Raw genomic sequence first — 19145 nt, forward strand, 5'->3', positions numbered from 1 at the left:
GGGTAGGGAAAAATATGATTACTGTACATAAGGAGCTCAGGCTCCATGTCGCGGTAGCTAACTCAGTAGGGTAGCCAAAAATATGATTACTTTACATAATGTATATTATCGGCGTTTTAGGTAGGTTATCGGATAAACCCCGTACACGCTAACACTTTGACGTGCAGATTCTCAGATATATCACCTCATAACCGCCCCAAACCCCAGACAGAGCCACCGCATTCAGCTCAATACCCGATTCGTGCCCACCCAGAGCAACCACCGCCTACCATGACGCGAGATTAATAACGAAAAGCCTGCAGTATTGAACACTCCCATGAGATACTGGAGATGAGGTCATGTCGCCTCAGATTCTTGAGATACCGCGATACGGCGGGCTCTTCCGCCACGTATGCTCAAGAGTTCCCCCGAACTTTAGGAGGACATATGGAATGGCTACTTGCCACACCCTGGGCAGCCTGGCTGGTTGCCGGAATCATTCTTGCACTCATTGAGGTGCTCTCACTGGATCTGGTGTTTCTCATGCTGGGTCTGGCGGCGGCACTAACCAGCGCATCAACCCCCATTAATCAGAGTCTGATCGGTCAGTGCGTACTCTTTTGCGTACTGAGCATTCTGTTAGTAACCCTGTTGCGTCCGCGTCTGCTGGCTCGCTTGAACCGTTCAACCCCGGATTCTGCGACCAATGTGCATGCCCTGGTCGGTCAGCAGGTTGAGGTGCTCGAGCCCGTAAGCTCCACCCAGCCCGGTTTGGTTCGTCTGGAAGGTGAGCCCTGGACCGCGCGCCTGGCACCGAATGCACAGAATCACGGTGTGACCGGTGCGATTGCTGCCGGCGAGCGCGTGCAGATTATTGCGATTGAGGGTGCGACGGCTGTGGTTGTTCCTGTGGTGCCCGTTCAGGCGGTGTAACTCCCCCATTGTGTTGGGTTGTCGGGTGTGTGTTTTCTTTCCGGCGTGCGCTATCGAATGACCCAAAGATGTGTTCGATTTTTGTCCGATAGATAGGAGGCTTGTATGCCTACGTTGAGTATTTTGGGTCTTGCACTCATTATTTTTGTGGTGGTGACTCTGGCGCGTGCGGTGCGTATTATTCCGCAGGCTCGTGCCGGTATTGTGGAGCGCCTGGGTCGTTATCATTCGACTCTGAACCCGGGTTTGCACCTGGTGATTCCTTTTATTGACCGTCTGCTGCCCACGATTGATTTGCGTGAGCAGGTTGTGTCGTTCCCCTCGCAGTCGGTGATTACTGAGGATAACCTGGTGGTTGGTATTGATACCGTGGTGTATTTTCAGGTGACTGATCCGAAGGCTGCGACCTATGAGATTACGAACTATATTCGTGCGGTGGATGAGCTGACTAGCGCGACCCTGCGTAATGTGGTGGGTAGTTTGAATCTTGAGCAGACTCTAACCAGTCGTGATCAGATTAATGCTCAGTTGCGCGGCGTGCTGGATGCGACGACCGGCCGTTGGGGTCTGCGTATTTCTCGTGTGGACATTAAGGAGATTCAGCCTCCTATTTCTATTCAGGATTCCATGGAGAAGCAGATGCGCGCTGAGCGCGATCGTCGTGCGGCTATTTTGCATGCTGAGGGTCAGAAGCAGTCGGATATTCTGACGGCTGAGGGCGAGTCTCGTGCTGCGATTTTGCGTGCGGAGGCTGCTAAGCAGGCTCAGATTTTGGCTGCTGAGGGTGAGGCGCGTGCGCAGGTGCTGCGTGCGGATGCTGAGGCTGTTGCGGTCAAGACCGTGTTTGAGGCTATTCATCGTTCGAACCCGAGCCAGCAGCTGCTGACCTATCAGTACTTGCAGACTTTGCCGAAGTTGGCTGAGGGTGATGCGAATAAGCTGTGGTTTATTCCGACCGAGTTGGGCGATGCTTTGCGTGGTTTGGGTAATGCTTTTGGTGATTTGCCCTCTTCTCCCCTGCCTGCTTTTGCGCCGCCTGCAGCTGCCGCGGTTCCTGAGGATGCCGCAGAATCTGCTGTCTCCGGTGTAGAGGCGGCGAGCGCCTCTGCGTCCGTCTCTGCAGGTGATTCGGCTAAGGTGGCTGAGTCTGTTGAGCCCGGTGTGGTGGTTGATGATCAGGTGACCGGTGAGGTTATTTCGGCGTCGACTGAGTTTAAGTCGGTGTCTGCTCCGACTCCGCCGCCTGTTCCCGGTTATGGTGTTCAGGGTTAGTTGCCCGGATGTATCCGGTGTTATAGGGTTATGCCCTGAGCTTGCTTGCCCCCGTGCGCTGTTGCGTGCGGGGGCGGGTGCTATAATGGTTGTTTGATATTTGTGCCTGCGTGTGTGGGTGCAGGTGCCGTGGCGTTTGGCGCGGTGGTTTAGTTCGAGGTTTGGAGGAAGTTATGAGCGATCGTAGTTTGCGTGGTATGCGTTTGGGTTCGCAGTCTATGGAGACTGAGTCGAATGTGCAGCCGGCAGCTCGTCAGCGTGTGGAGTATCGTACTGCTGATGGTGACCGTGTGTTTGTGACTTTTGCGGCTGAGGCTGAGATTCCGCCGGTGTGGACTGCTAAGAGCGGTAAGGAAGCGTACCTGGTGAATGGTGATTCTCAGGCGGCTCCTGAGGAGGATAAGGCTCCTCGTACCCATTGGGATATGTTGATGGAGCGTCGTAGTGTTGAGGAGCTGGAGCAGATTCTGCAGGAGCGTCTTGAGTACTACCGTAGCCATTATGCTGTGGAGTCTGCTGAGTAATCGGCGTTTAGGATTGTGAGGGGTGTTTTTACCCCGGTGATTAAAGCCCCGTAATCGTGTTCGGTTACGGGGCTTTTCGTGCCCTATGTGTTTATAGGTTGTGTACCGGGGATAAAGCCCGAGAGGGGTATGCGAGCGCCACTATTGCGCCTTGCATACCCCTCTCGTTGTTGGCTGTGCCCCGTTGGGGTTTTAGGGGGTTGCCACGTGGGGGTTGGGTAGGGTGATGTACTGGGTTTCGGTGTATTCTTCGATGCCTTCGGCGCCGCCTTCTCGTCCCAGTCCTGAGGATTTGATGCCTCCGAAGGGGGCAGCTGCGTTGGAGATGACGCCCATATTTAGTCCCGCCATGCCGTAGTGTAGGTGCCCTGCGGCGCGTAGGGCGCGGGCGGTATCTGCTGTATAGACGTAGCTGGCGAGTCCGTATTCTGTATCGTTAGCGAGCGCGTAGGCTTGGTTCTCGGTTGCGAAGCTGAGGATAGGTGCTACGGGTCCGAAGATTTCGGTGCGTGCAATATCCATGTCGGGCGTGACGTTGCTTAGTACGGTTGCCGGGTAGTAGGCGCCTTCTGCTAGTTCGGGGTTGGTGGGGATGTATCCTCCGGCAAGTAGTTGCGCGCCCTGTGAGATGGCGTCGGTGACTAGGGTGTGGATGCGCTCGCGTGCGGTGGGGGTAATGAGCGGTCCTAGATCGGTGTTGGGGTTTAGGCCATTACCTAGGCGCTGGGTTCTAAAGAGTTCTGCTAGGCGGGTGGAGAATTCTTCGAGTAGGGATTCGTGTACGATGAAGCGGTTGGCTGCGGTGCATGCTTGGCCGATATTGCGTAGTTTGGCTGCGGTGGCTCCGGTGAGGGCTGCATCCAGGTTGGCGTCCTCGAAGATGATGAAGGGGGCGTTGCCTCCAAGTTCTAGGCTGGTGCGCTGTAGGTGTTTGGTGGCTGCTGCTGCGAGCTGTTTTCCCACGCGGGTGGAGCCGGTGAAGGAGATTTTGCGCAGGCGCGCATCGGCAAGTAGTGGTTCGGAGATGTCTGCCGGGGTGCTGGTGGGTAGGGTGTTGAGCACGCCTGCCGGCAGTAGGTCTGCGATGAGGTGGGTGAAGTATTGCAGGGTTAGGGGTGTGTGTTCTGCGGGTTTGAGGATGCTGGTGCATCCGGCGGCGATGGCGGGGGCGAGTTTGCGGGTTGCCATTGCCAGGGGGAAGTTCCAGGGGGTCAGTAGCAGGCTGGGGCCTACGGGTTTGTGGATGGTGGTGATGAGGTGTGTGCCTTCGGGGGTGGGCAGGGTGTTGCCGTAGTGGCGGGGTGCTTCTTCGCTGAACCAGCGTAGGTATTCGGCGCCGTAGCGTACTTCGGCGTGTGCTTCGGTGAGGTTTTTACCCATTTCTAGGGTGATGAGTGTTGCTAGTTCTTCAGCGTGGGCTTGGGTGCGGGTGTATGCTTCGCGTAGGATTTCTGCGCGGTGGCGGGTGGTGGTGTGTGCCCAGGTTTCTTGGGCGTTGTGTGCGGAGGTGAGGGCTGCGAGCGCGTCGGTGCTTTTGGCGTCTGCCAGGTGTGCGAGGGTGTGACCGGTGGCGGGGTTGGTGATGGCGAAGGTGTTGCCGGCGTGTGCGGGTGTGTGTTCGCCGTTGATGTAGAGCCCGGTGGGTATGGTGATGCCGTGTACTTCGGTGTAGTCAGTGCTGTTCATATGTTCAGTATATCCTCTGCCCTTTATCCAGCCGGTGATAGATGGGTATATAAAAGCCTCCGGGTGTCCCGTTGTGGGTACCCGGAGGCTTTTGCTGATATGGTATCGAGGGGTTTACTTGCCCAGCAGCTTCTTAATCTGAGCTGCGCGAGCCTGCAGGCCCCAGGTGGTGACCTTGACCATGGAGTCCTTAATGATATTGCCGGTCATCTTCGAAGCGCCAATCTCGCGCTCAACGAAGGTAATGGGCACCTCCACAATCTTCAGCTTTGCCTGCTCGGAGCGCCACGCCAAATCCACCTGGAATACGTAGCCCTTGGAGTCAATGCCGTCCAGGTTCAGGCGCTGCAGTGCATCGCGGGTGTAGGCGCGGAAACCTGCGGTGATGTCCTTAATCTTGGTGCCCAGTACCAGGCGGGTGTACAGGTTGGAGCCGCGGGAGAGGATTTCGCGGTGCAGGGGCCAGTTTTCAATCTTGCCGCCGGGCACGTAGCGGGAACCAATAGCCAGATCGGCGCCGTTGCGGATTGCCTCTACCAGGGAGGGCAGCTGCTCGGGCTGGTGGGAGCAGTCGGCGTCCATTTCAATCAGCACGTCGTAGCCTGCTTCAATACCCCAGTCGAAGCCTGCCAGGTATGCGCCGCCCAGGCCGTTCTTGACGGTGCGGTGCATAACGTGGATCTGAGGGTCGATGGCTGCCATATCGTCTGCGATCTGGCCGGTGCCGTCAGGGCTGGAGTCGTCCACTACGAGAATGTCAACATCGGGTGCTGCTGCGCGCAGTCGACCGACAACGATGGGGAGGTTTTCCTTTTCGTTGTAGGTGGGGATGATGGTTAGTACTCGCATTAGGGGCTCCCTCGGGGTCGCTCTTTCCAATAGTGTCTAGATTCTTTATAGTATACCGTGCCTTCGCGCTCTATTGAGCCATTGTGCGCTCCCGAAGGCGCATTTTCAGGTGTATTTAAAGCTGAGGTTTAGCGCTGCTGTTACTCCCCTCTCAGGCGTGACGGTGTTGATATGCTCCCTACCCTATGAGGTAGCCACAGGCAGATACAGCACGCAGGTACAGCAAAGCCCCGTCGAGCACGTATAAAACCATTACGCGCCCGGCGGGGCATTCACAAAGCGGTGCTAGCGCACAGGCTTGAGCCTAGTCCACGTAGATACGATCCAGCACCGGCAGGGGCACATCCTCTTCCAGCACGGGCAGTAGCGGAATGCGAGCGCGCGGGTCGGTACTCCAGGAGGCAACGCGCGAATCCGGTGCCTGAACCATGAGCTCGGTAATATTCCACAGGGCGATAGTTGCCGGGGTGTCCACGGTCAGGGTGCCGGTGAAGGGGTTATCTTCGGCGATGGAGCGGTAGGTGCCTCGGGTCAGGGCGGCAAAAGCGCTGCGTGCTGAGACTCCCTCGGGTGCGGTGACGAAGTAACGCGCCAGCTCCCATCCGTTAGGGGTGTTCAGGGTTGTATCCGAGCCTAACGCTACGGAGACACCGATGCTATTGGCGCGGCGCATGAGCTTCGCATTGGCTTTGACCATCTCTTGGGTGCCGGTGGTGTTTAGTCCCAGGTGGTAGCGTCGGTCGGCTGCGTGCTGCAGCTGTTCGTCGGTGATGGGGTGCTCATGGCTGTCCTGAACCATATCCAGGCGGATGGTCAGGAATCGTTCTGCCTCTCGTGCCGTATCGGCGAGCGCAAGGGCAGGGTTGAAGGAGGTGGCGTCCAGGGAGAGTACCAGGTAGGCTTCTGCCAGGACAGTGACCAGGGCGGTGAAGCTCTCGGGAGCAATGGAGGCGATCTGCGCGCTGTGCAGGTGCACGCCGACAAGGCGGGCGGTGTAGCCGGTTTCAGTGTGCAGGCGAGACCCGGGTGCGCTGATGATCGCATGGGCTGCATCCAGAGCTTCGGTAATGGACTCGGCACTTACGCTTTCCACGCTGTCCAGGTGCAGTAGGATACGCGCATCCACTGCGGTTTCGCTCTCATTAATGCCGGTTATTACCTCGGGCAGCTGCTGTGCGCTGGTGCCGAGCACATGGGTGTAGTAGCCGTTGGCGGCGTAACGCATGAAATAGGTGGATAGCTGCCCGGAATCGGCGCCCACCGGTGCATAAGCGCGGGAGAAAGTGGGGGTAATGAGTTTGCCGTCCAGGCTGATGCGCTCCATGCGGTCATCGGCGATGGAGGCGGCGCCTGCATCCGAGCCTGCCCAGGCGGTTACACCGTTATCGGTGAGTAGGGCGGTGGCGTAGGGGTCGATGGGCGTGTATACGCTACCGTCGGTGAAAATGCGGATACTCAATGCTTCTCCTTAGCTCGAGCGTAGTCGGTCAGTGGGCAGTCGCTGCCAGCTTGTGTGTCCATTCTACCGTGCGCTTGAGCCTGATTGGGTTTAGGGTACGCATGCTGTGGCTTTTAGGTGCCGCTACATGCCCCGTAGCGTGGAGTGTTGATAAAAAGCGTTGATAAAAAGCACCACCTAAAAACCTGTTAAAACATCGGGCCGGTAGGTAATTTCACCTACCGGCCCGAACCTATACTGCCAGCTCGTGGTACAGGGGGCGAGCGCTAAATATCCAGCGCCACAACTCCCCTACGAACCGCCTCAATAGCTTCCTGGCAGACGGCTCGCACGCCCGGGTCCACCTGCCCAATATGGGTAATCTGATCCAGGGTATCCACTACCTGCTTAGCCCAGCGTACAAAGTCACCGGCAGCCAAATCGCTATCTTCTAAGGTTTTTGCCAGGTGAGCCCCGGCAGCCCAGGTGTAGATCGGGTTCACCAGCCCCAAATCCATGGGCGGAGTCTGATCCAGGCGGTGTTCGCTTTCTGCGGCGTTGAGATCAGCTAGCAGGCGGGAGAGCGCCCCCAGGCGTTCACGTACCGCCGGTTCCGGGTAGTGAGCCAGGTGCTCCACACCGTCACGACGACCCTGATACACCAGGGCAGCTACCACTGCCGCCACCGCCGGGGCTGTGAGTCCCTCCAGCAGACCGTCACCCAGCGCCAGGGAGGTCAGCAGGTCCTTCTCACCGTAGATACGGCGCAGACTCTGACCCGAGGCGGTCAGGCGCAGCTGACCCTCTTCTTCCTTGACGTAGCCGTAGGATTGCAGCAGCTGCGCAATGCGGTTAAAGACCTGCGCAATGGTATTAGTGCGGCGCGCAATCTGACGGCGCAGAGCATCGGTCTCCTGGTTCAGGGAGTACCAGCGTTCAGCCCAGCGGGCGTGTGCCTCACGCTCGGAGCAGCCGTGGCAGGGGTGCGCTCGCAGTTCCGCCTGAGCCTGTTCCAGCTGCATCAGCAGGGAGTTATTCTTGCTCGGCGCGGCACGGTGACCCATATGGCGCGGGGATTTGCCGTCAATGAGCGCCTGACGCATACGCGAGGCGGTATCACGACGATCCTTCGGGGTCTTAAAGGTCGCCTTGCGCGGGATTTTAATATGCGAGACCGGGTCAATCTGCCCCTCAAAATCACGCGTGGAGGCGGTGCGCAAATGACCGTCCTCGGTAATAATACTCACGCGCGGATCCACATTGGACTCGGCGCGGGTGAGCACCACAGCGTAACCGCTGGAACGACCGTGCGGAATGAAAATAATATCGCCGGGCGCCAGCTCCTGCAGACTCTGATGAGCCTGAGTACGCGCATGACTCTGATTGGACTGCGCAGCCTTTTTCTCCAGCTGGTTCACGCGGCGGCGCAGGCTAAAATACTCACCAAAATCGCCCAGATGGCAGGCGAAAGACTCGCGGTAGCCCTCCATTGCCTTCTCGTTTTTACGCACGCGGGAAGCAACACCCACCACGGACTTATCCGCCTGGAACTGCGCAAAAGAGGACTCCAGAATCTTACGGGTACGCTCAGCACCATAGGAGGCAATCAGATTCGCGCTCATATTGTAGGTGGGGCGGAAGGAAGAATTCAGCGGGTAGGTGCGAGTGGACGCCAAGGCAGCCACCTGCTCGGGGATCATGCCCGGGCGCCACATGACCACCGCATGGCCCTCAATATCAATACCGCGGCGGCCGGCGCGACCGGTCAGCTGAGTGTACTCACCCGGGGTGATATCCACATGACCCTCACCGTTGAACTTGGTGAGCTTCTCCAAGATCACGGTACGCGCGGGCATATTAATACCCAACGCCAGGGTCTCGGTAGCAAAAACAATCTTCACCAAACCTTGGGCGAAGAGAGCCTCCACCACTTCTTTGAACAGGGGCAGCAGGCCGGCATGGTGGGCGGCAATACCGCGCTCCAGGCCCTCACGCCACTCATAGTAGCCCAGGGCATTTAGATCGCGGGTGTCCAGGTGTGCGGTAGCCTCGGCAATATAGGCGCGAATGGTCTGCGCCTGAGCATCGGTGGTGAGCACAATATCGGCGTCCACGCATTGGGCGACCGCATCATCACAGGCGGCACGGGAGAAAATAAAGCAAATAGCCGGCAGTAGCGCCGCCTTATCCAGCGAGCGCACCATCTCGGGGCGGCTAATGCGGTGCGGGCGCAGAATATCCTGCACGGTCTCAGCCCGACTATCGTGCTGGATGCCGTGGCGTGCCGCGTATCCGCCGCCTCCGCGACCGCGGGAGAACTTTTCGCGTTTGGAGCTATAGCGCTCGCCACCGTTATAGCGGCGGAATCCGGGCTTCAGCTGCTTAAGTAGCGGGTTGAATCGCAGCCCTTCGGGAGCGTTAATGATTTTATCAGCGTAGGATTCGCCGCGGCTAAAGGTTGCCGAGACGCCCTTGGGGCCGCGTTTTTTGGGGTCTTTGCCGCGTGCTGCTCGTTTGGCGTCGCGACCGGTGCGTACCGAGGCTTCCCCGGCTTTACGCGCCTGCTTTTTGGAGAGCGCCACGCTATTATCGCTCTCGGTGTCCTCTCGGATGCCTTCCAGGGGTACGAAGAGGTCCACAATGCGCGAGCCGACCATCATATGCTGCCATAGGGGTACGGGTCGGGTTTCGGAGAGGATCACGTCGGTGCCGCCGCGCACGGTATCGAGCCAGGCGCCGAATTCTTCCACATTGGATACGGTTGCCGATAGGGATATGACGGTCACGTGCTCGGGCAGGTGAATAATGGCTTCTTCCCATACGGCGCCGCGGAAACGGTCGGCGAGGTAGTGCACCTCATCCATGACCACATAGCCCAGGTTTTCCAGGGTGGGTGAGGCGGCGTAGAGCATATTGCGCAGCACCTCGGTGGTCATAACAACCACGGGTGCTTCGGTGTTAATGCTGGTATCGCCAGTGAGCAGGCCGACGGATTCTTCGCCGTAGGCGCGCACAAAGTCGTGGTATTTCTGGTTGCTCAGTGCCTTAATGGGCGTGGTGTAGAAGGCTTTTTTGCCGGTGGCTAGAGCCAGGTAGATACCGAATTCGCCGACGACGGTTTTGCCGGCGCCGGTGGGTGCGGCAACGAGCACCGAGCGCTGGTTTTCTACGCTGGTGCAGGCTTGACGCTGGAAGTCATCCAGGGCGAACCCGGGGTTCTTTTCGAAGGAGGCAAGTCGAGTTTTTGCGTGTGCTGCTGCGGCTTTGGCGGCGGCGTATCGTTCTGCCGGGCTCAGGTACTGCTCATCATTGGTACTGTCCTGTGTCGTATTTTTTTCGTTCATTCCTCCATTTTACGCTGTACGGGCTTTTTTAGTCGCGGTGCAGGTCACTGCTGAGCGCATAGCTGAACTCGTAACCGTCCTGGAACAGGCCGGTGCGCATAATGCGCATCCACGCCCCGGGCTCGCAGCTAAGGTTCCCGCTGCCGCGCAGGGGGATGCGGAAGTACTCTACGGCACCGCCGGAGGGGCGGAAGTCTGCCTCCAGGTAGATATAGCGTTCGTCCATGTGGGTAACCTGCGCCAGCAGCACGGTGTCGCTTGCGGTCCGGACGGTGCCGAGCGGCCCCAGATAGCACCAGTCCGTATCGGTACGGGGCCCGGTGGCTGCGAGCATAACCCGATCGCCCACGAGCAGGGATTCGCCGGTGGGTACGGGTACGGACAGTTCCTCGCCGGTGCCCTCCAGGATCACACCGATGGTGTAGTTATTGCGCCAATACTCCACAGTGCCGGTGTAGAGCGAGGTGCGGGTGCGCGCCTCAAGACCGGGAGTGTCGGCTACGCTCAGCGCCGGGAAGTAGCGGGGCTTGACCCACAGGCTGCGCGGGTACAGGCTATAGGTGTAGCTATCTTGGCGGGCGATGTCGGTGGCGTTTCCGCGCACATCCAGCCCGGCGAGGGATTTGAACATATAGCTGCCGTTATTGCTGGTACGCCCAAAATTATAGGTCTGAGCGGTGCTCGGATTGCTCAGAATCTCGGCAATATTGGCACGCATGCCGCTATAGCTCTTCTCGGGCAGGGCGTGGGAGATGGTGGCGAGGTCTTCGCAGGTGAGCGCCATCCAGCTATGGGCCGTTGAGGTGTCCAGGGCGCGGTATTCGGCGGTGCGAGCGTGAATAATACGAGCGCCCAGGCTCGCCGCCATGTCCATTGCCGGTTGTAGGTCGGAGTCGTTGCTGAGGATAAAGATTACGTGGTGCGGGTCGTTGGCGTGATCCAGGGCTGCCTGGATAATGGCGAGGGCGCAGAGCACGTCGATTTGTTTCTCTTCAATGCTCACTTCGATCTCGCCCGTGGGGGTGCGCTCATTGCGGGCTGCGAGGTAGCCGGGCAGGATGGTGGCGCCTTCTGCTTCCCATTTGGCGGCGCGGTCGTTATTGTGTTTCAGGCTTTTTTCTACGCGGGCGATATCGCCTTTGGGTTTGGTAGCGGCTGCCATGTAGAGCGCGTCGATGTCGTAGCCGAGGGTTTCAAAGAAGGTGCGGATTCCTGCGGCGGAGAGGTTCTTTTTAAAGCCGAGCAGGTCTTTGGTGCGTTTGGCGATGTTTTGGGTGTCGACAATGATGGTGCAGCGGTGCATGGTGTTCTTTCGCTGGTGGTTGAGTATGGTTGTTTGGCGGGTGAATGCCGGTGCACCTCCGGTGGGTTTTCTTCGGTTGGTGCTGTTCGCCCTTTTTCCGTGCCGCAGGCTGTGGGTCGGGGCGGGGTGAGGTGCGTTTTAATTATGTCAGGTTCATGCAAATTTTTCTGTGTGCGACACTCCCCTGTTTTCCATCGGGTGCTGTCTGCAATCAGACACGTCCCATCATCAGGAGCTGTCCGCGAGCAGACACCTTATGTGTCCTCAGACAGGTTATGCACGTAAATACAGTGTCTGAATGCGCATAACCTGTCTGATGGCGTGTCTACCCAATAGCCCCGCCGCTACATAACCCAGCCACCCGAACACTCAGCCGGGCAAACCAAAAGGGTGCCTGCGCTAGATTCCTCATCTAACACAGACACCCTTCATGCCGTTGAGCTACAAAGCTATTTAGTTCTTTTCCTCAGCCACATAACCCATGGTTGCAAGGTCCTCAGCGCTGGTTGCGGTATTCAGCTCCGTCTCGGACAAACCAGCCGCAAGCTTGGCATCGCGGCGGTCACGCGCCTTATCATTCACCAGGCAGATAGCAATCGCCAGGAAGAAGAAAATCAGCAGCGGCGCCATCAGGTAGAACATCATCATAATGTCGGTGCCCGGGGCGGTCATCGCCGCGATCAACGCAACCAAAACCACCACAATACGCCAGGACTTCAGGATCGTCTTACCGCGAATCAGACCCATCATATTAATACCGACCAGAATCACCGGAATCACGAAGGACATGGAGAAAGTGAACATGAACTTCACGACAAAGGGAATATAGGTCTCCGCCTGAATAAAGCTTGCAGTACCCTGAGGTGCAAAAGTCGAGAACGCATGCACCACGCCCGGCAAAGTCCACCAGGAAATGAACACACCGCAGGCAAAAGCGAAAATACCGCCGGAGAGGAAACCAAATAGGTACTTCTTCTCCTTAGCGTGCAGAGCCGGCAGCACAAAACGCAGCGCCTGATACATCCACACCGGAGCCGCCAATGCCAGACCCATATACAGACCCACGCGCATCAGCTGGTCAAAAGGCGAGATAACCGAGGAGTAGTTCAGTGTCGCCTCACGACCCTGCTCGCGAGCCATCGCGTGAATCGGTTCGGTAATCGCCTGAATAAACGGATTGTACAACCACACGGCGGCAATAATCGTGGTAATCACGGTAGCAATTGCCGACTTAATTAGACGGTCACGGAACTCGCGCAGGTGCTCCTTGAGCTCCATACGTGCTTCGGGGTTGAGCTTACGAATGCGGACCTCTTGATCCGGTTTAGCCATTAAATCCTCACTAACTTGAAGGCTCACGCCCTACTGTAGGACAACCCGACCCGCGCCTCACCCAGAAAATACTCCGGAAGTGATGCGCGGGCCGGGAATTAGGAAGTCTTACTTCTCGCTCTTACCGTTGTCGACAACCTCAGCGGTTACGGTTTCGGTCTTCTGCTCGTTCTCTTCCTTGTCCTTCTTGGCATCGTTCTTCATGCCCTCGACCTCGGACTTGAAGATACGCATGGACTGACCCAGGCTGCGAGCCATACCCGGCAGCTTCGGAGCGCCGAAGAGCAGGATAATCAGGATGATAACGACAATAATGGTTGCCGGGTGAGAGAAAACGTTACCCATGAGTGAAACACCTTTCTGTGCAGTTTAGAGCAGGTCTCCAACATTCTGAGGTTGACCGAGTCGATCTCGTCGGGAGACCCGTCGCTTGATTCGCTCAGACCTGCGTGTCTGTTTACCTTGTTCGTAGTTATTGTACGCCTCGGGCACCGGAGTGAAGACACCCAGCTGCGGTTCACGTCGAACACGGCGCTTTGTGCTTTCATTGGCACGCTCAACAGCGTCCTCCACATTTTCAACGAGAGTGAACGCCTCATCAAGCAGAGTCAAGCCACGTTTGAGCGCTGGCAGGATAATGACCGCCAGGAACGCCACGGCGCTCACAATCAGAGCGCCCCATAACAAAACCCAAAACCACCAAGGCATACAACCAGTATATAGGTTTTGAAAAGATATTACGTGCAGAATCCACTAAAATCACCCTTCCAACCGAAGTTTGAACACTCTTTAGCTATGAGCTAAGAGGATACGGCTGCGGGCGCAGGACGCAGGCGAGCGCGTCATGAATGAAGGAGGCGCGGGTACAGCCAAGCCGCCGCCCGCGGTATACATGCGGACGGCGGCTTGGTACGACGGGCGGAAGTTGCGCCCCCTACACTTCATCGCGCAGCTGCTGCGCTAAATCCTCCAGGCGCTGCTCGTAGCCTGCGCGCATAGCCTGCGGGCCCAGCAGCTGAACCGCGCCCTCCTGCTCCACCAGCAGGCGCAGCATACGGCTAAACCAAGGGCTATCCACCCCGGCAGCGGCGCTCGCATCGCGCTCAATCTGATCGTGACCACCGTAGTAGTGAACACGGTAGAAGGTCTTGGGTGCGGAACTAATCGCACCGGGTGTGCGTGCCGACTCCAGGCTCTGTTTCTTCAAACGCTCAATGAGAGCATTAAAGGGCTCGGTTTCTAGGAGGTCATCGTCCACATGCACCGTAATGGAGGGGTTCTCCGGGTCCAGCGCCTGGCTGCGACCCCACACCGCCGGGGTGTCACCATTGGGGTGCTCGTGCACACTACCTTCACCAATACGCTCATTCCAGTGCACATTGGACAGGCGGAAATTACGCCAGTGGTTCTCCCCCGGCGCGTCCGGGTAGTAGGCGTGCACATAGAACTGGTTATTCTCAAAAACCAGGGCGTAGGGTTCGATCACGCGATGGTCATTCTCACCGTAGGTAATATCCCAGGCACCACCGGCACGCACGGCGTCAATAGAGGGCTGCAGCAGGCTCAGATCCGGGTAGAAGCTCAAGCCGCCCTCCATCTGCTCGCACAGTGCCGGGTAGGATTGCCGCAGTGCTTGTGCGATGCGCTCCACGCGTTCATCCCCCGCCCAGAGCAGGCGCGCCGCAGAGAGGGAAAAGAGCATCATGGCGATCTCAACACGGCTCAGGTTCACACCGTCAAAAATGGTGTGGCTCTTAGAGTAATCGCTATTCGGGTACAGGTACACCTTGGTGCCCGAAAGATCCTTCAGGCTCACGTGGCTCTGACCGGTATCTTCCAGGGGGCTTGCGGGTGCCTGCTCGTGACGTCCCAGGTAGTAGGCACTATCGGGCAGCTGGATGCTATAGTAATCATCCACATTTCCGAGTACCTTTTTGAGCTGCTTGCGCATTTTATCCTGGTTCTCAACACCAAAACGCGTGGCAATCTTTTTGAGCGGAATATCCTCATTTGCCTGGGCGGTGCCTTCAGCCTCAACAGACATGCTATTGAGGGCATAGAGTCCCAGCAGGGTGTCGGTGAGTTCGTCAATATTATCCGAACGGTCACGCACATCCCTCTTGCCCAGGGCGGGCGCCACGGGGGCTGCCGCCTGCTGAGCCTGCAGACTTTTCAGGAGGTTCTTCTGCGCATCATAGGCGCCCTGCTGAAACTCCGTGGGGTTCGAGCAGGCAGCCGGAGGCAAAATCACCCAATCCGAGCAGATAGCCTGCACTGCGCTTTCCATCACGCCGTAACTGGCCACCTCAAAGGGAGTATGGCCGGTGCGATGGTGCACCCAAATCGTGGACTCGTGGCCGTGCAAATGCTCATCCAAATGCTGTGCCACGGAGAAATCCAGGGGCGCTTTGGTGGCGCGGTAGGCGCGTCCAATGCTCACCCAGGACCAGCGTGGCAAACGGTACACAAAGGCCTTGGGATCCTGGCCGGGCTCAATCTTATCCGGGCGCACCGCGGTCACATAGTAGTTACCCAGGCGGTAGGCAATGCCCCAAATCCACAGGTTCATTGCCTGCTTATTATCGCCCTTACCATTGCGGTAGCGGATATCCAGCTCGCTATGGCGCGCCAAGGCGGTGAAGGTTTCCTCCAGGAACTTATCGTCCGTAAAATGCAGGCGCTGCAGCGGCTCGGTGATCGTGTGCTGTTTAGCCAGGGTGGCGAAACCGGGCACCTGCACCGAGAGCTTACGCAGAATGCGGCGAGCGCTATCGTCCAGTTCGGTGCCGTACCAGGCGGCGCACAGAGCCGCGACCAGGCGGTACTCTTCGGCGCCCATATCCCAGGTTTTCAGGGTGTTCGGTCGCGGGTCCAGGTAGTAGTAGTCCGTGCCTTCAACAGTGCGGTGGCCCAGGCTCAGACCGGCGTCGCGCAGAGTCTTTTTGGCGCGGGAGAAGTCTTTTTCTTCGCCCTCGCTCAGTGCGGAGGGGTCGGCAACATCCAGCAGGGTCAGGAATTCGGCACGGGTAATGCCGTGGTGCTTGGCTTCTGCTTTGGCTGCCAGCGTCTGGTAGAGGTGCAGCAACTGCGCGGTGCTTAGAGACATAGGTTAATCATACCCGGCGTGTGGTGGTGCTTACGATATTGCACGGCGCCGATAGCGGATATTTCAGAGCATTTTCGGATATAGCAAAGGCGACCCGGTCCTTACCTTAGCGCACCATGCCTACAAAAACACAGTGCGCGCGGGGAAAGGCTCGAGTCGCCTCACGAGTGCTACGCTCTTAGAGCGGTCAAGGACTTAGCGAACGTCCAGCAGGTCCACCACGAAAATCAGGGACTCGCCGGGCTTAATCACGCCACCGGCGCCACGCTCACCGTACGCCATCTCCGAGGGGATCTCCAGGCGACGGCGACCGCCGACCTTCATACCCAGCAGACCCTCATCCCAGCCGCGGATAACCTGGCCAACGCCCACGCGGAAGGGCAGGGGCTCGCCGCGGTTCCAGGAAGCGTCGAACTCTTCACCGGTGGAGAATGCAACACCCACATAGTGAGTGAGCACCTGGGAGCCGGGAACAACCTCGGCACCGGAACCCTCAATCAGGTCGGTAATAATCAGCTCGGTGGGAGCCTCACCCTCGGGGAAATCGATTTCGGGCTTCTCGCGGTCCAGATTACGCTGACCAAAAGACATTATGTTCTCCTTTTCACGCCCCTACGGGCGGTATGACGGGGCACCCTCATGGGCGCATTAGTACTAGTGTAGCTTAGGATGCGCTCACGGTGGCGGTCGCAGTAGCTGCCGCCGGGTTGGTGCTAGCAGCCGGAGTTGCCGTAGCGGAGGCACTGGCGCTGGCAGCTGCGCTTGCCTGTACCTTCTGCTGCTCGATCAGCTTAGCCTGAGCCTCGGACTGGGGGGCTGCATCCAGAATATCGACCACGAACACCAGGGTGCCGGAGGGGCGGCCCTGAACAGCCTCGTTACCGTACGCTAGATCGCCCGGGATGACCAGCTCAACACGGGAGCCGACCTTCTGACCGGCAAGACCCTGAGTCCAACCCTTAATAACGCCCTGCAGGGAGAAAGAAATCGGCTGGGTGTTGTAGTTGCCGTCAAAGACCTGGCCGTCAGACCACTGGGCACCAATATAACGCACGTACAGGGTGTCGGTTTCCTTCACGGTAGCACCATTACCCTCAATGAGCACCTTGGTCTTCAGCTCGGTCGGGGCGTCGCCACGGTTATCCTCGAACTTCAGCGAAGCGTTGCCGTTATCCAGGGTGAAGGCGGGGAAGGGTGCCTCCGCCGGTGCCTGGGAGCCCTCAACATAGCCGGGCAGCTTCTTGGTCACGGTGTACACCTCAAAGTCGGTGGCGGTACCCGGCGCCAGGGTCGCATTGGTGACACCCTTAGCGGCTGCCTGCTGGTCCTGGTTGGTGGCGTGCGCGAAAGTGCCGCCGACCTTCAGCTTGGTGAAAGTATTGTAAATTTCCGGTGCCAGCTGCTTGAGACGATCATTAATGGGCACAATAATCGGGCCCTGGGAGCCGGTGTAGGTGGAGTCCTTGAGGGTATTCTCCTTGGAGGCGTCGAATACGCTCACCTGAACGATCAGGAAGTCGCCGTCCTTAATCTGCTCGCCCGCGCCCTCTTCAATCACGCGAACCTTTTCGCTGGCGACTGCGAAGGGTGCCTTGTATTCAGCCTCAGGGGCTGCGGTGGTGCCGTGAGTGGTGACCTTTACATGGTCCAGCGGGTTGGAGGTGCCGCATGCGCTCAGGGTTAGAGCCAGCACGCTTGCGCCGGCGGTAAGAGTCATAAGTTTCTTTGCCACAGTGTTGGCCTTTCGGTCAGTGCCCTCAGCAGGGCGTACAGGTGAGTTAGTACTATGCTACCTAATCAAGCTGTGTGAATCCTATATGCGCGCTACTATGACGCCCACAAGGCATTAGACAGGCGCTAGATCAGCGGAGGGGTGGCGGGTGCCGGTTCCTTACCCTGGAGCATGGAAATCAGCTGATCCACCTCGGCGCTTTCAGTCTGGAAGGGGTCCTTGCACACCACCGGGTGCTGCGGGTACAGGTTCAGCTTCAGATGCACCCAGTCCACGGTGAACTGCTCCCCCGCCGCAAGAGCCGCGCGAATAAAACGCGAGCGCAGAGCCGCGCGAGTTGCCGGGGGCTGCTCGGTTGCTGCCTCCGCTGCGTCTGCAGGCAGAATGGTTTTAATGGCTCCGCGACGCACCAGGGCGTAGTAGATGCTGCGCTGCGGGTCGATATCGTGGTAGGCAAGATCCAGCTGACGAATGCGCGGGCTGGAGTAATCGGCTGCTTCGCCCTTGGCGCGGGCGCGGGCAATATAGCTATCCAGTAGCTTCTTCTTAATCGCCCAGTCGATTTCGGTGTCAATGCTGCTATAGTCGCCGCTTTCAATAGCGTCTAGGGTGCGCTGCCACAAATCCAGGGCGTAATCCACGTGCTCGTGGTGCGCGCCGTGCTGCTGCACGTACTGGCGGGCAGCATCCAGGTAGTGGCGCTGCACGCTCAGGGCGGTGTAGTGCGTGCCGTCGGTGGTCTGGAAGGTCGCCCGGCCCGAAAGATCATGGCTAATGGCGCGCAGAGCATTCGGAACAGACGCCAAATCCAGGCTGGTGAGCGGGAAGTGATCCTCAAGCATGCGCAGCACCACATCGGTGGAGGCAATCTTGAGCAGAATGGTCGGCTCCGCCATATTCGAGTCACCATTAATGACGTGCATACGGCGGAAGCGGGAGGCGTCGGCGTGCGGCTCATCGCGAGTGTTAATCAGCGGGCGCGATCGTGAGGTGGAGGTGCTTGCCGCCTCCCAAATATGGTCGGCGCGCTGGCTAAAGGAGTAGCTGGGTACGCCGGTAGTTCCGGTGCCCTCAACCTTGCCGGCGGTCATAACCGGGCCGCCCTGAGGGTGGGTTTTGCCCGCACCGACCAGGATCTGGCGGGTGACTAGGAAAGGCACCAGCTGAGCAATCAGGGCGTTGAATTCGAGTTTGCGGCTGATCAGGTAGTTTTCGTGGCTGCCGTAGGAGTTGCCGGCGGAGTCCACATTATTTTTGAACAGGTACAGCTGGCCGCTGGTTCCCTCGGAGGCGAGGCGCTGCTGTGCTTGGCGTGCCAGGCGGGCAAAGAGCAGCTCACCAGCGCGTTCCTGGGCGATGAGTTCGGTAATGCTGCCGCATTCGGCGGTGGCGTATTCGGGGTGCGATCCCACATCCAGGTAGAGGCGGCCGCCGTTGGGCAGGAAGACATTGGTGGAGCGCCACTGGTCCAGTACGGGTTTGAAGAGTGCTTGGGCGGCTTCTTCAATGCTGAGACGCCCGTAGGAGTCGGGGATGAAGTTCAGCCCGTATTCGCTTTCAATACCGTAGATTCGCTGTTCCATAGTTTTCTTTCCACTGTGCCGGGTACGCTGCGTTCGCTGGCGCTCTTTCTAGTGTACGCTAGTG

At 58.3% G+C, this 19145-nt stretch carries 15 protein-coding genes; 3 read left to right on the forward strand and 12 right to left on the reverse strand.

The genetic code is table 11. The features are described 5' to 3' along the window. Positions 1-426: 426 nt before the first annotated feature. The 3 genes from Q4P78_RS05575 (at position 427) to Q4P78_RS05585 (ending at position 2708) form a co-directional block, all read left to right on the forward strand. On the forward strand, positions 427-912 hold the full coding sequence (locus tag Q4P78_RS05575) for an NfeD family protein (protein ID WP_303339369.1): 486 nt from the start codon (positions 427-429) through the stop codon (positions 910-912). A gap of 105 nt (positions 913-1017) precedes the next feature. Next, complete coding sequence (locus tag Q4P78_RS05580) at positions 1018-2184, forward strand: SPFH domain-containing protein (RefSeq protein WP_303339370.1); 1167 nt, start codon at positions 1018-1020, stop codon at positions 2182-2184. Positions 2185-2357: 173 nt separating this feature from the next. After that, positions 2358-2708, forward strand: coding sequence for an RNA polymerase-binding protein RbpA (locus Q4P78_RS05585; RefSeq protein ID WP_303339371.1), 351 nt, complete (start codon positions 2358-2360; stop codon positions 2706-2708). A 192-nt stretch (positions 2709-2900) separates the two neighbouring features. Here the strand turns inward: Q4P78_RS05585 and Q4P78_RS05590 are convergent, their stop codons facing one another. The 12 genes from Q4P78_RS05590 to pafA all read right to left on the reverse strand — a co-directional run bounded on the left by Q4P78_RS05590 (position 2901) and on the right by pafA (position 19081). Beyond that, the gene (locus Q4P78_RS05590; protein ID WP_303339372.1) at positions 2901-4394 is read right to left on the reverse strand and encodes an NAD-dependent succinate-semialdehyde dehydrogenase; all 1494 of its coding nucleotides are present in this window, start codon (positions 4392-4394) and stop codon (positions 2901-2903) included. Positions 4395-4508: 114 nt separating this feature from the next. Beyond that, positions 4509-5243, reverse strand: coding sequence for a polyprenol monophosphomannose synthase (locus Q4P78_RS05595; RefSeq protein ID WP_303339373.1), 735 nt, complete (start codon positions 5241-5243; stop codon positions 4509-4511). Positions 5244-5547: 304 nt separating this feature from the next. Then, positions 5548-6702 (reverse strand): amidohydrolase, encoded by a 1155-nt coding sequence (locus Q4P78_RS05600; RefSeq protein ID WP_303339374.1) that lies wholly within the window; start codon positions 6700-6702, stop codon positions 5548-5550. Positions 6703-6968: 266 nt separating this feature from the next. After that, entirely contained in the window at positions 6969-10025 is a 3057-nt protein-coding gene (locus tag Q4P78_RS05605) for an RNA helicase (RefSeq protein ID WP_303339375.1), read from the reverse strand. A 28-nt stretch (positions 10026-10053) separates the two neighbouring features. Beyond that, positions 10054-11328, reverse strand: a complete 1275-nt coding sequence (locus Q4P78_RS05610) for a hypothetical protein (RefSeq protein WP_303339376.1) — start codon at positions 11326-11328, stop codon at positions 10054-10056. A 453-nt stretch (positions 11329-11781) separates the two neighbouring features. Continuing rightward, complete coding sequence (gene tatC, locus Q4P78_RS05615; protein ID WP_303339377.1) at positions 11782-12660, reverse strand: twin-arginine translocase subunit TatC; 879 nt, start codon at positions 12658-12660, stop codon at positions 11782-11784. Positions 12661-12768: 108 nt separating this feature from the next. Then, a complete protein-coding gene (gene tatA / locus Q4P78_RS05620) occupies positions 12769-13005 on the reverse strand; it encodes a Sec-independent protein translocase subunit TatA (RefSeq protein ID WP_303339378.1) in 237 nt (78 codons plus the stop codon). 24 nt (positions 13006-13029) lie between these two features. Beyond that, on the reverse strand, positions 13030-13368 hold the full coding sequence (locus Q4P78_RS05625; RefSeq protein WP_303339379.1) for a hypothetical protein: 339 nt from the start codon (positions 13366-13368) through the stop codon (positions 13030-13032). A gap of 226 nt (positions 13369-13594) precedes the next feature. Further along, positions 13595-15766, reverse strand: a complete 2172-nt coding sequence (locus Q4P78_RS05630) for a WYL domain-containing protein (RefSeq protein WP_303339380.1) — start codon at positions 15764-15766, stop codon at positions 13595-13597. A 195-nt stretch (positions 15767-15961) separates the two neighbouring features. Next, entirely contained in the window at positions 15962-16357 is a 396-nt protein-coding gene (locus Q4P78_RS05635; protein ID WP_303339381.1) for an FKBP-type peptidyl-prolyl cis-trans isomerase, read from the reverse strand. Positions 16358-16430: 73 nt separating this feature from the next. Beyond that, entirely contained in the window at positions 16431-17498 is a 1068-nt protein-coding gene (locus Q4P78_RS05640) for an FKBP-type peptidyl-prolyl cis-trans isomerase (RefSeq protein WP_303339382.1), read from the reverse strand. Between the two features lie 125 nt (positions 17499-17623). Next, positions 17624-19081 carry a Pup--protein ligase gene (pafA, locus tag Q4P78_RS05645; protein ID WP_303339383.1) on the reverse strand — a complete coding sequence of 486 codons (1458 nt, stop codon included), beginning with the start codon at positions 19079-19081 and terminating at the stop codon, positions 17624-17626. Between the last annotated feature and the right edge of the window lie 64 nt (positions 19082-19145).

It is taken from the genome of Rothia sp. (in: high G+C Gram-positive bacteria) (genome assembly GCF_030540545.1).
Lineage (GTDB): Bacteria > Actinomycetota > Actinomycetes > Actinomycetales > Micrococcaceae > Rothia.

Bases quoted from the DNA above. Each gene is read 5' to 3' on its own strand.
- Q4P78_RS05610 (WP_303339376.1), bottom strand. From the start codon at position 11,328: ATGCACCGCTGCACCATCATTGTCGACACCCAAAACATCGCCAAACGC.
- Q4P78_RS05605 (WP_303339375.1), bottom strand. From the start codon at position 10,025: ATGAACGAAAAAAATACGACACAGGACAGTACCAATGATGAGCAGTAC.
- Q4P78_RS05630 (WP_303339380.1), bottom strand. From the start codon at position 15,766: ATGTCTCTAAGCACCGCGCAGTTGCTGCACCTCTACCAGACGCTGGCA.
- tatC (WP_303339377.1), bottom strand. From the start codon at position 12,660: ATGGCTAAACCGGATCAAGAGGTCCGCATTCGTAAGCTCAACCCCGAA.
- Q4P78_RS05590 (WP_303339372.1), bottom strand. From the start codon at position 4,394: ATGAACAGCACTGACTACACCGAAGTACACGGCATCACCATACCCACC.
- tatA (WP_303339378.1), bottom strand. From the start codon at position 13,005: ATGGGTAACGTTTTCTCTCACCCGGCAACCATTATTGTCGTTATCATC.
- Q4P78_RS05580 (WP_303339370.1), top strand. From the start codon at position 1,018: ATGCCTACGTTGAGTATTTTGGGTCTTGCACTCATTATTTTTGTGGTG.
- Q4P78_RS05595 (WP_303339373.1), bottom strand. From the start codon at position 5,243: ATGCGAGTACTAACCATCATCCCCACCTACAACGAAAAGGAAAACCTC.
- Q4P78_RS05585 (WP_303339371.1), top strand. From the start codon at position 2,358: ATGAGCGATCGTAGTTTGCGTGGTATGCGTTTGGGTTCGCAGTCTATG.
- pafA (WP_303339383.1), bottom strand. From the start codon at position 19,081: ATGGAACAGCGAATCTACGGTATTGAAAGCGAATACGGGCTGAACTTC.
- Q4P78_RS05635 (WP_303339381.1), bottom strand. From the start codon at position 16,357: ATGTCTTTTGGTCAGCGTAATCTGGACCGCGAGAAGCCCGAAATCGAT.
- Q4P78_RS05575 (WP_303339369.1), top strand. From the start codon at position 427: ATGGAATGGCTACTTGCCACACCCTGGGCAGCCTGGCTGGTTGCCGGA.
- Q4P78_RS05625 (WP_303339379.1), bottom strand. From the start codon at position 13,368: ATGCCTTGGTGGTTTTGGGTTTTGTTATGGGGCGCTCTGATTGTGAGC.